At 47.9% G+C, this 14,970-nt stretch carries 13 protein-coding genes; 2 read left to right on the forward strand and 11 right to left on the reverse strand.

Features of this window, described 5'->3' with window-relative positions:
* Positions 1 to 83 precede the first annotated feature (83 nt).
* The 5 genes from B5F07_RS06970 to B5F07_RS06990 all read right to left on the reverse strand — a co-directional run bounded on the left by B5F07_RS06970 (position 84) and on the right by B5F07_RS06990 (position 5,332).
* Positions 84 to 566 (reverse strand): PAS domain-containing protein, encoded by a 483-nt coding sequence (locus tag B5F07_RS06970; RefSeq protein ID WP_087160553.1) that lies wholly within the window; start codon positions 564 to 566, stop codon positions 84 to 86.
* A 34-nt stretch (positions 567 to 600) separates the two neighbouring features.
* Positions 601 to 1,470, reverse strand: a complete 870-nt coding sequence (locus B5F07_RS06975; RefSeq protein WP_087160554.1) for an aldose 1-epimerase family protein — start codon at positions 1,468 to 1,470, stop codon at positions 601 to 603.
* Between the two features lie 88 nt (positions 1,471 to 1,558).
* A complete protein-coding gene (gene tig / locus B5F07_RS06980; RefSeq protein WP_087160555.1) occupies positions 1,559 to 2,653 on the reverse strand; it encodes a trigger factor in 1,095 nt (364 codons plus the stop codon).
* A 42-nt stretch (positions 2,654 to 2,695) separates the two neighbouring features.
* Positions 2,696 to 4,171, reverse strand: coding sequence for a cardiolipin synthase (cls, locus tag B5F07_RS06985; RefSeq protein ID WP_087160664.1), 1,476 nt, complete (start codon positions 4,169 to 4,171; stop codon positions 2,696 to 2,698).
* A 195-nt stretch (positions 4,172 to 4,366) separates the two neighbouring features.
* Entirely contained in the window at positions 4,367 to 5,332 is a 966-nt protein-coding gene (locus B5F07_RS06990) for an aldo/keto reductase (protein ID WP_087160556.1), read from the reverse strand.
* A gap of 186 nt (positions 5,333 to 5,518) precedes the next feature.
* Between B5F07_RS06990 and B5F07_RS06995 the strand changes: the two genes are divergently transcribed.
* Positions 5,519 to 6,025 carry a hypothetical protein gene (locus B5F07_RS06995; protein ID WP_087160557.1) on the forward strand — a complete coding sequence of 169 codons (507 nt, stop codon included), beginning with the start codon at positions 5,519 to 5,521 and terminating at the stop codon, positions 6,023 to 6,025.
* Between the two features lie 112 nt (positions 6,026 to 6,137).
* On the opposite strand, the gene B5F07_RS07000 is transcribed toward B5F07_RS06995, so the two are convergent.
* The 5 genes from B5F07_RS07000 to B5F07_RS07020 form a co-directional block, all read right to left on the reverse strand.
* The gene (locus tag B5F07_RS07000) at positions 6,138 to 7,226 is read right to left on the reverse strand and encodes an MBL fold metallo-hydrolase (protein ID WP_087160558.1); all 1,089 of its coding nucleotides are present in this window, start codon (positions 7,224 to 7,226) and stop codon (positions 6,138 to 6,140) included.
* Position 7,227: 1 nt separating this feature from the next.
* Complete coding sequence (locus B5F07_RS07005; RefSeq protein WP_087160559.1) at positions 7,228 to 8,889, reverse strand: ABC transporter permease; 1,662 nt, start codon at positions 8,887 to 8,889, stop codon at positions 7,228 to 7,230.
* Positions 8,890 to 8,905: 16 nt separating this feature from the next.
* Entirely contained in the window at positions 8,906 to 9,976 is a 1,071-nt protein-coding gene (locus B5F07_RS07010; protein ID WP_087160560.1) for an extracellular solute-binding protein, read from the reverse strand.
* Between the two features lie 28 nt (positions 9,977 to 10,004).
* Positions 10,005 to 10,958 (reverse strand): ABC transporter ATP-binding protein, encoded by a 954-nt coding sequence (locus tag B5F07_RS07015; protein WP_087160561.1) that lies wholly within the window; start codon positions 10,956 to 10,958, stop codon positions 10,005 to 10,007.
* A gap of 205 nt (positions 10,959 to 11,163) precedes the next feature.
* Positions 11,164 to 12,162 (reverse strand): alpha/beta hydrolase, encoded by a 999-nt coding sequence (locus B5F07_RS07020; protein ID WP_087160562.1) that lies wholly within the window; start codon positions 12,160 to 12,162, stop codon positions 11,164 to 11,166.
* Between the two features lie 257 nt (positions 12,163 to 12,419).
* On the opposite strand from B5F07_RS07020, the gene B5F07_RS07025 reads away from it, so the two are divergent.
* Positions 12,420 to 13,310, forward strand: a complete 891-nt coding sequence (locus tag B5F07_RS07025; protein WP_087160563.1) for a LysR family transcriptional regulator — start codon at positions 12,420 to 12,422, stop codon at positions 13,308 to 13,310.
* A gap of 15 nt (positions 13,311 to 13,325) precedes the next feature.
* Here the strand turns inward: B5F07_RS07025 and arfA are convergent, their stop codons facing one another.
* Positions 13,326 to 14,840 (reverse strand): arabinosylfuranosidase ArfA, encoded by a 1,515-nt coding sequence (arfA, locus tag B5F07_RS07030; protein WP_087160564.1) that lies wholly within the window; start codon positions 14,838 to 14,840, stop codon positions 13,326 to 13,328.
* Positions 14,841 to 14,970: the final 130 nt, after the last annotated feature.

The following is a 14,970-nucleotide window of genomic DNA, read 5'->3' on the forward strand; positions in this document are numbered from 1 at the left end:
TAACTGACTATACCGCTGATTCTCCCCCGGTACAAAGAAAACCGGCCAGATTTCTAAAATCTTAGAAACCCGTCCGGTTCTTTCTACTCTTTCATCTTGTTATATAAAGTGGCAAGGGAGATGCCCAGTTCTTTTGCAGCCATCCTCTTTCCCTCCACTCCGCCGCCGTAAAAGTCAACTGCCGCCCGGATTTCGCGCCGCTCAAACCGCTTCACACGCTCCTCCAGTGTCTCATGTGTGAGCTGAGTTTTCAGATGCTGATCCTCCAGTGTGGTGACGATCGAGATCGTTCCCTTCACAACCTCTTCTTCTGTCACAGGATAAATACTGGCGAAATACTCCTGGTTTCCTTCCCTGCGGATTACGCCTTCCACGGCTTTTCCGCTTTTTAAGACCTCCGGCACACGGGCGCCTGCCCTCAGCTCCGTAATCTTTCTTCCTTTCGCCGCTTCCGGATCCTGCCCGGTAAATGCGGCATAGGCTTCGTTCATATATACGACTCTGCCCTGCCTGTCACAGATCAGCACTCCCTGGCGCAGAGATTCCAACAGAGAATTTACCCGCACGGCACCGTCCTCCTGTCATAGATTCTCAGTCATGTTACTCCACAGTGATGGTATACGTTTTCGTAAATACCTCTCCGCCGTCCAGCTTATTGATCCCCGGCTTCTCCGAGATCTCTCCGTCAAATCCGATGTTATCCGCCCGTCCCATCCAGGGCTCCAGGCAGACGAAAGGAGCGTCTTTCACTGACCAGATTCCAAAATTGGGGAATCCGGGACATTCCATTTTCACGTAGGGAGCGCCGTCCTTATGACACAGCCACACTTCCCCGATCTGTCCGCCGTCAAAGATCAGAGCGTCACGCGCAAACATTTCCTCATTCAGAGGGCAGCACTCGTCTTTCAGAGACAGCTCATATTTCACTTCCGGATTCACCGCCGCTTCCTTCGGATCGATCAGCACATAAGTCAGGCTATCCTTCCCCGGGAACCGGAGCAAATAGTCTTCCTTGGTCTCCTCTTTTCCCGCAAACCGGAAAGCAGGATGGCCGCCGATGGTGAAATACATGGTCTCATCCGCCGGATTCTTCACTTCCCATTTCACAAGAAGACTGTTTTTCTCCAGCTTATATGTAATGAGCAGTTCAAACTCAAAAGGATACACTTCTTTTGTCTCCTCCGTGGAGGCCAGGAGAAATGTGGCGGTATCCTGATCCGAGCGGATGCAGCGGAACTTACTGTCCCGGGCAAATCCGTGCTGGGAAGTCGGATAGTGTTCGCCGCCGATCAGTACCGTGTTCCTGTAAGTCTTCCCCACATTCGGGAACAGTACCGGTGAATGCCGTTTCCAGTACAGGGGATCTGCCTCCCACAGCACATCTGTCTGGTTCTTCTTGTCCCAGATCCGGACTGCCTCTGCTCCCATCTCGGAAATCTCCACACAAAGTCTCTCATTTTCCAGTGTCATCCTCTTCTCCTCCTTCTCCTGCTGCCCTGCGCTTTGGCGGACTTCCTGACGCCCGCCGTGCCTCTCTGCCTGTTAATTTTCCATAATTCTACTCTGCAACTGTTCCTGCCGATGTCTGATCACTCTCGGAATCTTCCACCTGAACGCAGTTGTCAACCAGGTACTGCAGCACCGTCTCTCTGAGCACCGATGTCCTCAGGGTATCCTCGCCGTTCTGCTCGATAAACGCATCCACGTCATCCGCTCCGGACTGCTCCGCATATTCCGCGATCTTTTCATCGTACTCTTCCTCTGTGGGGGTCAGTTTCTCCTTATCGGCAATCAGTTTGATCGCCTCGTCAAGCTGTACCGTCCGCTCTGCTGCCGACTGAAGCTCGGTGTTAAAATCATCCATGGTCATCTGGAAATATCCTTCCACGAAATCCTGCAGTTCCATCCCGTAATACCCGGCTATCGTTGTATAGTAGTCTGTGGCAATCTGCACCTGCTCTTCCACTGCTCCGTCAGGATATGCCTTTACTTCGATCTGCCCCAGAAGAGCCTCCTGCATGGATGACATCAGGTCTGATTCTGCCATATTTTCATTATACTCTTCTTCCTGTTCGCGGATCTCTTCACGGTACTCGTCTACGTTCTCTGCCCCTGCACTGTTCGCCTGGACCCATTCGTCTGTGAGTTCCGGAACTTTTCGCTCATAGAGTGAGTTCATAACAATATGGAACCGCGCCACTTTTCCGCCCACCTGGTCATTATAATCATCTGCAAACTGGACTGTGATATCAAACTCCTCCCCCGGCTTATGCCCGATCAGCTGTTCCTCAAACCCCTGATAATCTCCGTAAGCACCGATAAATCCTCCCTGGCCGATCTGCAGGTCCACACCGGTCGCGGAACCGCCGTCAAAAGCCACATCATCAATATAACCGGTATAATCGATATTTGCCCAGTCCCCTTCCTGTGAAGCCCTGTCTGTAATATCAACCTGCTCTGCAGACGCATCCAGATTGCTCTCGATAATGCTCTCTACATATTCATCTGTCACATCAGAAGTTTCCGCCTGAGGCACCTCAAGCCCTTTGTACTGCTTCACGGTGACATACTCATTGGACAGCTCACTGCTGCATCCCGCAAGTGCTGCTGCCACAGCCGCTGCCATCAATACTGATACGATTTTCTTTTTCATGTTCTTTTTTCTCCTTGCTGGTATTTTTATATTACTGTTGTTTTACAGAAGCGGTGACAGCAGTCTTGAGAACTGCTCCTTTGCCTTGATCACCAGGCTTCTGTCATCATACACTTTTCTTGTCACCTGAGTGCACTGGGTCATATCATTTTCAAACGCCCTCTCAAGTTTCTGCACCGTACGCTCGCTGTAGATCACCGCATTCACCTCAAAATTCAGGCCAAAACTGCGGATATCCATATTTGCAGTTCCCACGCACGCCACCATGCCGTCCACGGTCAGTGTCTTGGCATGAAGGAAACCGTTGTTGTAAACATAGCATTTCGCCCCCGCTGCAACCATGTCTCCCACATAGGAATAAGTCGCCCAGTATACAAAGGGGTGATCCGGCTTGCAGGGAACCATAATCCTCACATCAATCCCCGAGCGGCTTGCAATCTTCAGCGCGTCCAGAATCGAGTCATCCGGTATAAAATAAGGCGTCTGGATGTAGACATGATCCTGCGCGTGGTGAATCAGGCGCAGATAATTGTCATGGATCGTCTTGATCTGTGAGTCCGGTCCGCTGGATATGATCTGCACCGGGTCCCTGCCTCTGCGCACATAGGCGGGAATCTCAAACAGGTTGTCCTGAAGGAAAAGGTTCTCCTTTGCCGCATAGTTCCAGTCCAGCACAAAACGGACCGCCAGGGAAGTCACTGCCGCCCCCTCAATGCAAAGGTGGGTATCTCTCCAGTAACCGAATTTGGGATCTCTTCCCAGATATTCCCTTCCCACATTAAAACCGCCTACAAATCCGATTCTGCCGTCAATAACCACGATCTTCCTGTGGTTCCGGTAGTTGACCCGCAGCTGCAGTTTTCCCATCAGCGCGGGGAAAAATTCAGCGACCTGGATTCCCTCGTTCTCCAGTCTCTCCCAGTCCCGGTTATGCATGGTCCGGCAGCCCATGCTGTCAAAAAGCACGCGCACCTCCACGCCCTCATGACATTTTTCAATCAGCACCTTCTCGATTTCCTGCCAGAGCTCATCGTTGCGGATGATGTAATACTGAACGTGAATATATTTTTTCGCCCCCCGCATCTCCTCGATCAGCGCACGGAACTTCTCTTTTCCGTCCGTGTAAATACGGATGTCATTATTATCCGTCAGTACTGCCTCTCCTGCTTCCAGATTGTAGAGAATCAGGTCCCGGAACCGGTTCATCTCCGGATTGGCAAGTCTGAGCCGCCTGTTGTAAATCGTCTCCTCCTGCTTCCGGACGGCATATTTTAATTCACCTTCAATCTCCTTTGCCTTGAACATCCTGCTCTTGTGGAAATCCTGCCCGATAATCAGATAAAGGATAAATCCGAGGATCGGGATAAAATAGAGAAGGAGCAGCCAGGTCCAGACCGTCTGCGGGGATCTTCTCTGAAAAAATATGATCACGAGCGCAAGAATCATATTGATGATGACAAGGTTATCCATGATAAAATTATATCCGGTCACCACTGCACTCCATATTGTTTCTGCCATATAACTTATCTCCCTCTTTCTTCTGCGGCGCTCCTGCTTCTTTTCCTGATTCTCATTCTTCGGAAGCATCCGTATATGAGCAAAAAACGCCACTATACACAGTATACTAGTTTTTCGGCAGAAAAGTAACCCCAAAGATGAAAAACTCCCCGTCCTGTATTCTCCTATCCCGTAATTTCTTAATCCTCTACTCTCTCACATAATCTCCGCTTCATAATCCGCCCGCTCAAACGGAATATCCAGAGTATCCATAGCCTCCCGGATCTGGGCCGCATTCTTCGGGCCGTACAGGGCTGCACAGGGAAATTCCCCTGTCATAAGATACCCGATCAGCACCTGGGAGATGGTTGCCCCATATTTTTCTGCCAGTTTCTGTATCCGTCCGGCAAGCCGGATATTCCCCTCCGTGTAATACGGCGAGCCTGTGACGTCCGCACCGCTCAGGTATTTCTGGAAAAATCCGCCTGCAATACTTGTATACGCCACTGCAAGGCAGCGGAGATTCTTTCTGTGGTACTCCAGAACCGCTCCTTTCATACACTCCAGCGTGTCATCCTGGGGCGGATTCATATGCTGCACACCCATATTGAACAGCACCTGATCTGCCACAAAGCCGCGGTATCCGTGTTCCCGGCAGTATTCATCCGCCTCCTCCATGCGCTGTGCCGACCAGTTGGAACAGCCGTAATAACGGATCTTCCCTTCTTTCCGGAACTGTTCCATAGTCTCAATCTCCTCCTCTATGGTCTGGTTCCGGTTGTCTCTGTGATAAAAATAGATGTCGATCACATCGGTCCGCAGCGCCTTCAGAGAGAGCTCCAGATCCTCTCTCATATCAGCAGGCGTCATTCTGGGAATATGCAGATCGTCCTGGGGGCCTCTGAACCTGGGATGCCCTCCTTTTGTCATGAGGATAAAAGAATTCCTCTTCTTCTCACGGGAGCTCCACTCTCCCACAACGCTCTCGCTTCTTCCCTCTCCGCCCGGCATCCACTCCTGGTATACCCGGGCGGTATCGATCAGATTTCCTCCCATGTCAATGTATGTGTCAAAGATGGCGTCCGCCTCTTTTCCGCTCCACTTTGCTCCTGCCGCCGCTGTTCCAAGTCCGACAGGGCACAGAGACAGGTCTGTGTCCGGGATCATGATTCTTTGATTCATAATGATATTCCTCCATGATACTTTACTGTATGATTTTTCATTGCTTTACCTGCTTATTATATATCATTTCTGTGCAGATCGTACAGAAATCATTCCGCTTTCTAAACCGCTTGCACTTCCCCGCAAACAATGTTACAATACTATTTGCGAAATGTCGGAAAATGAGTAATTTAGGAGGGTTTTATCGTGAGTACACCTGCAATAGTGATGATCATCATTCTAATCATACTGATCGGAGCATGCATCGGGCTGTATTTCTTCGGCAAACGCACCGAGAGGAAACAGGCCGAGCAGAAAGAGCAGATGGATGCCGTTGCACAGACAGTCAGTATGCTGGTGATCGATAAAAAGAAGATGAAACTGAAAGAAGCCGGACTTCCCGCAATGGTTATAGAGAATACACCGAAATACCTGCGCGGTACCAAGGTTCCGGTTGTCAAGGCAAAGATCGGGCCGAAAGTTATGACTCTGATGTGCGATGCGAAAGTATTTGAAGTCATTCCGGTAAAGAAGGAAGTCAAGGTTGTCCTCAGCGGAATCTACATAACAGGTATCAAGAGTGTCCGCGGAGGCTCCATTGAAGCCCCGAAGAAGAAAAAGGGATTTTTCGCAAGGACAAAAGAGAATGCAGAGAAGAAACTTGCCGATATGAAGGCGACAGACAGCAAGTCGGCAAACAGCAAAAAGAAATAAGGCGCCGGATGGCGCGGAATTTCCCCCGGGGCGGTCGTGTATGCGGCCGCCCCGTTTCTGTTCGAAAATAAGATAATATTTTTTGATGCCAATATGCATCAAATTTCATAATTTAAAACAGCACAGTATCCCCTGTCTTAATATCCGATGTAATCTTCTTCTCATCATCAATTTTCCCCGCATGGTGATTTAAAACAATATTGCCGAACCTGTTTTTCGATATCAGACCGCACACCTCGCTGTAATTCATGTGGACAGGGTACGCAATCTGTCCTGCCAGCTTCTGTTTCAGTAAATGTTCGGATCCGGTATCCGGATAAACATATCCGGTCAAAATAACTGTTCCCCCGGTATTCAGTATCCGAATCGCAAGTTCATAATTTTCCTTTTTGCGAAGTTGGGGGTCCGATACCAGTAAAACTGCCGGGTCTCCCTTCCAGTTTTTCATATTCTGAGATATGGCTTCCGACTGTACTGTCCAAAACGGACTGTTTGTTTTCGTCTGCTTAAACAAACTGCTGTCTGCATAGACCGGTATATTCTTCCCTGCGTCATGTAATAACTGAATCATTTCCAGTCCACGGCCATATTTTGGCACGGGAAGCAAAACCGTGTTCCCTTTTCTTATATGATAACGGATCGAATCCGTCAATTCTCTGTAAAGTCCATTCCGGTCGATATCACGGTTTCCATATGCACAGTCTATTACTGCACAGTCTGCGGCAGTATTCCTGATCTCATCACAAAAATAAAGGGAGGACTTTTCTTTGTAATCTCCGGTAAACAGGATCGTTTTACCATTCCATTCAATCAGATACCAGACACTTCCGGCACAATGACCGCTCCGCCCCCATATAATCCGAAGATTTTGATTAATCACCAGAGGCTGGGAGCCTTCATTTACCGGAAGAGATCGCCAGTTTGGAATATTTAAATCACACTGTATCCGCGTCTCCTTGGTAGAAATGATATTTCCGCGACAGCCCTGTTCCACCATCCACTGAATTCCTCCGGAATGATCCTTATGGGAATGGGTCAGAAACAAATACTCCGTTTTCATGATTTCATCTTTCGTTAATTGTGGGAAAGAGGTATCTCTATCCCCTTTCCCACAGTCAACCATCAGATACCGGCCGTTATCTTCGAGAAGGAAGCAGTTTCTTCCATGTTCGCCGCATCCTCCGGCAATATATAACTTCATATCAGTATTTCTTCCTTCCGGTTACATAGTTTAAAAGAATCAGCAATGTTGTCGTAATCACCACGCAAATCAAAGCCATGGCCATGGCAACCGATGCGCTGCCCTGCTCAAATTCCCTGACAATAAATGTAGACACTGTCTGGACATTTGGCGGTGAGATCAGACTGGCACCTACCAGTTCCCGGAATACGATAATAAAGATCATCATCCACCCCTGCATTACTCCGCGCATAATCAGCGGGAGTGTCACATGAAGGAACACATAGGTACGGTTTCCTCCACACACCTGTCCTGCCTCAATCAGATTATCTCCTGTCTGCATAAAGGCAGAAGTGACATACTGAATCGAATACGGCAGGAACATGACCACATAGACCAGAACCATAAAGCCAATCGTATTATATAACGGAATCAGTTTATAAATCTTATTCCAGAACAACATCATACCAATAACTAGCACAATATTGGGAAGCATTTCCGGAAGGAGGGCTTCCCCTTCAATTACTTTCTTCCATTTTTTTGCTTTTTTGATCGAAACTACAATCAAAGTTCCGAGAGCACTTGCAACAGTCGCAGAAACAAGCGCAAGGAAGGTACTGGTAAGCATTGCCTCCCAGCCTTTGCTGTTATTCGTAAACAATTCAACATAGTGCTGGAACGTAAAGTTTCCCGCTGCAAGTCCGTATCCGCGCAGTTTAATTAATGATGTAGCTATAACGGAAAAATAGGGAACACCTATTGTAACAATAATAACAAGAAAAATATAAATTCCTCCGATGATTTCTGTCACTCTGCGGCAATTGTAAAGACTTTCTCTCTTCCCTTTTCCTCCTACCAGACTGTAAGTATGTTTCGATGTCGTATAATTCTGAACCAGCCACATCACCATACAAATAATGACAAGTACGCTTGAAAGGCTGGATGCCTTTCCAAAATCAATCGGTGCAGTTGATGCATATCGGTGAATATCCGTTGTAAATACATAAAATCCTATCCTGTTTCCCAATGTAGACGGTGTACCATATTCGGAAAGCGTCTTTACAAATACCAAAAGCATGGCTATCGCATAGTTTCCGGTCAGCAGCGGAAGCATTACTTTGCGCAGCCGGTATGTAAAACCTGCCCCGCTTACAGCCGCGCTTTCCTCAAGGTTCATTCCGATATTCAGAATTGCATTCTTAATCATGGTGGTCATAAATGGGAATACATGAAAACTCATGGCAAAGACCAGACCGCCGAGCGAGAAAAAGCTCTCGGAAATACTTCCGGTCCACGGAAACATCTGCTGGAACAATCCCCTCTTTTGCATGAACAAAATCCATCCCATGGAAGAAATATACGGCGGTGTCATAAACGGAATCATGAGAACAATATCCAGCCATTTCCAACGCGAAAATCTGGTCCTTGCAAGAAGAAATGCCAGAGGAGTGGAAATAATTGTTGAAACAATCACAACCAGAAATCCTAAAAGCATCGAGTTTGTAATTGTCGTAACATTATCCTTATCCGCTATCGTCTGCAATGCACTGCTAAAATCAAAGCGGCCATCTACAATGACCGCTTCGCTGAAAACTGCAATAATCGGAAGGATAACTAACGCAAATAATACAACAAAGATCGTAAAATATACGAGCGTCCGTTTTTTACCTGTTGATTTACCCACTTCCTGTCACACCTCTTTACTGACACAATTCATTTAATTTGGCAGCAATATCACTTGAATTTGCCATCATCGTATCCCAGTCGAGGTTCTGGAATGTGGGAATATCGGACACGTTTGTACGGTTATCGCACGTAATATCACTCCTGCCGGGAAGAAGATACGCATCCGCCACCATTTGCTGTGCCTCATCGCTCATCAGATAATCGATAAAAGCTTTTGCATTTTCCAGATTTTTACTGGTCTTCATAATCATAGCCGGTCTCGGATTAATGACAGTCCCTGACTTCGGATAATAGATTGCCAGCGGTTCTCCCTTATCAATATTGGAGTATGCGTTATAGTCCACACCTGCCACAAGGATTGCTTTTTCACCGGTTGTTACTGTCTCAAGGGCTGCTTTATTGGCACCTGCTACCATCAGACCGTTCTCAGCCATTCCCTCCCATGCGCTCCAGTCATTATTTGTAGAGCACATGTATCCTGCCAGGAAATCCTTACAAGAGCCTGATTTTTCAGGATCTGGGATTGCGATCTGATCTTTATATTTGGCGTCTGCAAGTTCAGACCAGTCCGCATCCAGACTGTCAATAAGTGTTGTATTATAAATAACGCCAAGGGCTGAAGCACTTGTCCCAAAAAGCATCTTGTCATCATCAACCCAGCCGTCATACAGTTTATCCGCATTTTCAGCTTCCGGATAGCTCATGATCTGCCCGCTGTCTTTCATAGCAAGACCGTCTGACCATGATGCAAGAACTACAACATCCGCTACCGGATTATCTTTTTCTGCTTCCAGACGTGCCTGAATTTCTCCTGTTGTCCCCTCAAAAAGTTCAACCTTTACCCCGGTCTTTTTCTCAAATCCATCAATATATGCGGTATTCAGATCGGTCGGGCTCGGCATATAAACGGTCAAAGATCCGCTTAATTTTTCAGAACTGTCGTCACTGCCGCTGTTCTGGGAATCGGATGCCTGAGACGGATCCGATGTATTATCTTCTGTATTCCCATCGTTACCGGATCCACATGCCGCAAGACTCATACCCATAGCTGCCGCTAAAATTACTGCTAATAACTTTTTCCTCATTGTTGTCCTCCTGTTTGTCTTTTGCTTACTAAAAAGTTACAATATTATCCTCATTTATATAAACAGATACGCTGGCACCAATGTCATATCTGCATGGGGATTCAATCATCCACTGTTTTCCACCGGCATTCAGATAAAGCTGATAATTTTCTCCCATAAACTGAACGCCGTCTACTATTGTATGATATTCTTTACAGCCTTCTTTTTTTACCAGACTTGCCGTTTCCGGACGGAACATCTCATTTTTCTCTAACCAGTTAGACTTTCCGATAAATTTTGCTGTAAACACAGTCGCAGGCTTTTGATAAATTTCTTCAGGCTTCCCCTGCTGTTCAACTGCCCCCTTATTCAGAACCACAATACGGTCACTCATGCTCATTGCTTCCATCTGATCATGTGTGACAAAAACTGCTGTTACTCCCAAATCAGAGGTAAGCCTTTTAATTTCCATCCGCATTTCATCGCGGAGGATTGCATCCAATGCCGAAAGAGGCTCATCGAACAAAATGCAGTCCGGTCTGGTAACACTTGCCCGCGCAAAGCCGACACGCTGCTGTTGCCCTCCTGAAAGCTGAGAAGGGTATCTGTCCCGGAATTCAGACAGCCTTACCGCATCCAGGACATCCATTACCCTTTTTTCCAAATTCTTTTTATCCCTTCTTGCACGAAGTCCAAAGGCAACATTTTCAAACACGGTCAGATGCGGCCACAACGCAAAATCCTGAAATACAAAACCGATATTTCTTTTTTCCGGAGGTATATTGATCTTCTTTTCGTCTGAATAGACACAGGTATCATCAAAACATATTTCCCCTGAAGAAGGGGTTTCCAGACCCGCAATCATACGCAGAATTGTGGTTTTTCCACATCCGGAAGGACCGAGCAGAGTGGTAAATTCTCTGTCCTCTATCCGCAGATTCAGATTCTTAATAACTTCTACATTATCATACGATTTAGAAATATTTTTCATGTCAATAATCATAATCCAGCACCTCAAGACGTTATGATACAAAACAAGTGTAAATCCGTCATCAGCAAAGAGTTAAACGCACGTAAAGGATTGCCGTATTAAGGTAAACAAAAAAGAGATGCCTTCATTCAGCACCTCTTAATATTCCTGTATCCCACACCCCGCACAAGCCGTAACCGTTTTGGCAGCAGCGTCAAGCGTCCTATGACCGTTTTTCTCACTTCAGATTCGTCCGGAAGAACTCCTCCATTTTATCAAACGGAATTGCATTCTTCCCGCCGCCGTCGTACAGATCGGTATGGACAGCTCCCGGAATAATGAGCAGTTCCTTATTGTAAGTATACGGATTATCCTTCACCATAGCCGCGTAGGCGTCTCTGCTGAAATAGCAGGAATGTGCCTTCTCGCCGTGCATGATCAGGACCGCGCTCCGGATCTCGTTGCTGTACTGCAGGATCGGCTGGTTCATAAAGGACATGCAGCCGGTCACATTCCATCCGCCGTTGGAATTAAGTGAACGCGGATGATATCCCCTCTCTGTCTTGTAGTAATCATGGTAGTCTTTTACAAAGAACGGAGCGTCTTCCGGCACCGGGTCAACGACGCCGCCGCCCAGGGCATAGGTTCCTGACTTATAGTCTTCTATTCTCTGCGTATTCAGGGCCTTCTTCTTCTCATAGCGCGCGCCGGCCGAATCTTCCGCATCAAAATATCCCTTCGCATTGACACGGGTCATATCGTACATGGTGGAAGCAACCGTCGCCTTGATACGGGTATCCAGCGCCGCCGTATTCAGTGCCATACCGCCCCATCCGCAGATACCGATGATTCCGATCCGCTCCGGATCAACTCTGTCATTCGTGGACAGGAAGTCAACGGCTGCCTGGAAGTCCTCTGTATTGATGTCCGGTGACGCCATGTAGCGGGGTTCTCCGCCGCTCTCTCCCGTAAATGAAGGATCAAATGCAATGGTCAGGAATCCCCGCTCCGCCATAGTCTGCGCGTACAGCCCTGCAGCCTGTTCTTTCACAGCGCCGAAAGGTCCGCACACTGCGATTGCGGGAAGTTTTTCCTCAGCATTTTTCGGTATATACATATCAGCCGCCAGTGTGATCCCGTAACGGTTGTGGAAGCAGACCTTTGTATGATCCACTTTTTCACTCTTCGGGAACGTTTTGTCCCATTCTTCTGTCAGCTTTAACTCTTCCATGATCATTTCAAATCCATCCTTTCTTTTTTCTGCAATTATAGTGCCCGGACGGATTATTCGCTAATGGGAAGTTTTCATTTCATGATATTACTTTTTGTCATATCATGCTATAATAAATCTGACTCACAAATCCCAGCATTCAGTCCGACCCGAATCGGAATCCAACACGCCATTTAGAATATTCCCCAGACCGGAGTCGGCACTATGGCACTGGTACCATGGCACTGGTACCAGCGCACTGTTTCATACAGGAGGACACATTCATGGAAATCCGCACATTACGTTATTTTCTGGAAACCGCACGGGAGGAAAACATGTCGAGAGCCGCAGAGCGCCTGCACCTTTCCCAGTCCACGCTCTCCAAGCAGCTCAAAAATCTGGAGGATGAACTGGGGAAAAAGCTGTTTGTCCGCCACAGTTTTTCCATCGAGCTGACGGAGGAAGGCATGCTGCTGCGCAAGCGGGCAGAAGATCTGCTCTCCATGGCTGACAAGATCACGGCAGAGTTCTCCGCCATGGACAACATCGTCGGGGGAAATATATATTTCGGCTGCGCGGAATCATACCAGGTCCGCTATCTGGCGCGCTGTATCCGACGCTTCAAGGAACAGTATCCCGATTTCCACTACCACGTCACAAGTGGGGATACCGAACAGGTTACAGAAAAACTGGATAAAGGGATTCTGGACTTTGCGCTTATCGTAGAAGAGCCGGACCGGCAGAAATACCATGTTCTGAAAATGCCGGAATCCGACCGCTGGGGCGTCGCCATGCCGGCAGACTGCGACCTGGCAAAAAAAGAAGTGATCTGTTTTGAGGATCTCGCCGGTCTCCCCCTGTTCTGCTCCGGGCAGGGGTGGAAGGCGGATATCCCCAGATGGTGCGGGAACCGCATGGATGAGCTGACTCTGGAAGGTTCCTTCCGACTCTCCTACAACGGGGCCGTTTTCGCCAGAGAAGGGCTTGGATATCTTCTCACTTTCGACCATCTTGTCGATACCGGCGAAAAAAGCGGGCTTGTATTCCGCCCGCTTTTCCCCGCACTGGAGACCAGTATGTATATTATCTGGAAGAAACGCCAGATATTCACCCCCATTGCAGAACGTTTTCTGACAAGCCTGCAGGAGGAATTTGGCGATACCCGCCGGGAATGAAGCTCAATGCTTCCCTTATTTTCCAAGCCGTATCACATTCCAGGACGCGGAATGAAGGATACTTGTCAGCACGCCGCCGTCCAGACTGCTTCTGCTGTCTGCATTTGCCGGAACGACGTTTTCCTGTCCCAGACCGTTGACTGCCTTGAGATCCGGATGCTCAAGGACAATATGCTCAAGGATCCGGTATCCTTCAAAGCTTCTGACATCTGTTGTCAGTTCCACGTCTTCCTCCAGATTCCGGTTTACGGCAAAGATCGTCAGTTCTTCCTTCTCCTCATTGTAAACCGCCACAGACTCTACATCCGTCACTTCATCATGGTTTGCCGTAGCGTGTTTCGTGCCTGTGATTACCGGCTGCAGCGCGCTGCCCCGCCCATATCTGGAAGCATGCATAAACGGATAAAAGATCGTCTGTTTCCATGCTCCGCCTGCCACGTCTGTCATAATCGGCGCAATCACGTTGACAAGCTGTGCCAGACACGCCATTTTCACACGGTCTGCATGCTTTAAAAGTGTGATAAGCATCAGCCCCACCATCAGTGCATCCTCGAAGGTATAGATATCTTCCAGAAGCGCCGGCGCTATCTGCCATGGACGATTCTCCATGGTGTCCGCGTCATCTTTACTGGAATGGAACCAGACATTCCACTCGTCAAAGCTTAAGTTCATCGTCCTGCGGCTTCTCTTCTTTGCCTTCACGTAGTCGCAGGTGGCAATAACCGTGCGGATGAAATCATCCATGTCGTCGGACTGCGCCAGGAAATCATTGCTGTCATTGTTCTCATTTCCATAATAAGTATGCAGGGAAACATAATCTACATAATCATATGTATGGGAAAGTGTTACCGCCTCCCATTCCGGGAATGTCGGCATCGTTCTGTTCGAGCTTCCGCAGGAGACGAGCTCGATCTGCGGATCGATCTGCTTCATCGCCTTCGCCGTCTCTTCCGCCAGGCGTCCGTACTCTTCCATCGTCTTATGTCCGGTCTGCCAGGGGCCGTCCATCTCATTTCCCAGGCACCATACTTTGATATTATGGGGATCCTTCACACCATGCTTAATCCTCAGATCACTGTATTTTGACCCGGACGGATGGTTGCAGTATTCCAGAAGATTACACGCATCGGCAATCCCTCTTGTACCGAGATTCACTGCCATCATCACATCAGATCCCGCCAGACGCGCCCATTTTGCGAACTCATTCAGACCGATCTCATTCGTCTCTGTGCTTCTCCACGCAAGTTCCAGTCTCTTCGGCCGTTCAGCCACCGGACCGACCGAATCCTCCCAGTAGAAATTCGACACGAAATTTCCTCCCGGATAACGGATAATCGGCACATTTAACTCCTTTACAAGTTCGATTACATCCCTCCGGAAACCGTCCGCGTCCGCCGCCGGATGTCCCGGTTGGTAGATTCCTCCGTACACTGCGCGCCCCAGATGCTCGATGAATGATCCGTAGATTCTTTCATCCACAGGCGCAATCTGAAATTCTTTGTCGAGAACCATTTTTGCTTTTCTGCTCACAACAACTGCCTCCTGTTCTTTTAATATTTTCTGAATTATTTTAGAATAATATTGATTAATTGCTTATCTGCATTATAGGGCGGCAGGATATATGTGTCAATATATTTTTTATGTTTTTCTAAAATATTTT

Source organism: Lachnoclostridium sp. An169 (genome assembly GCF_002160525.1).
Taxonomy (GTDB): Bacteria; Bacillota; Clostridia; order Lachnospirales; family Lachnospiraceae; genus Mediterraneibacter; species Mediterraneibacter cottocaccae.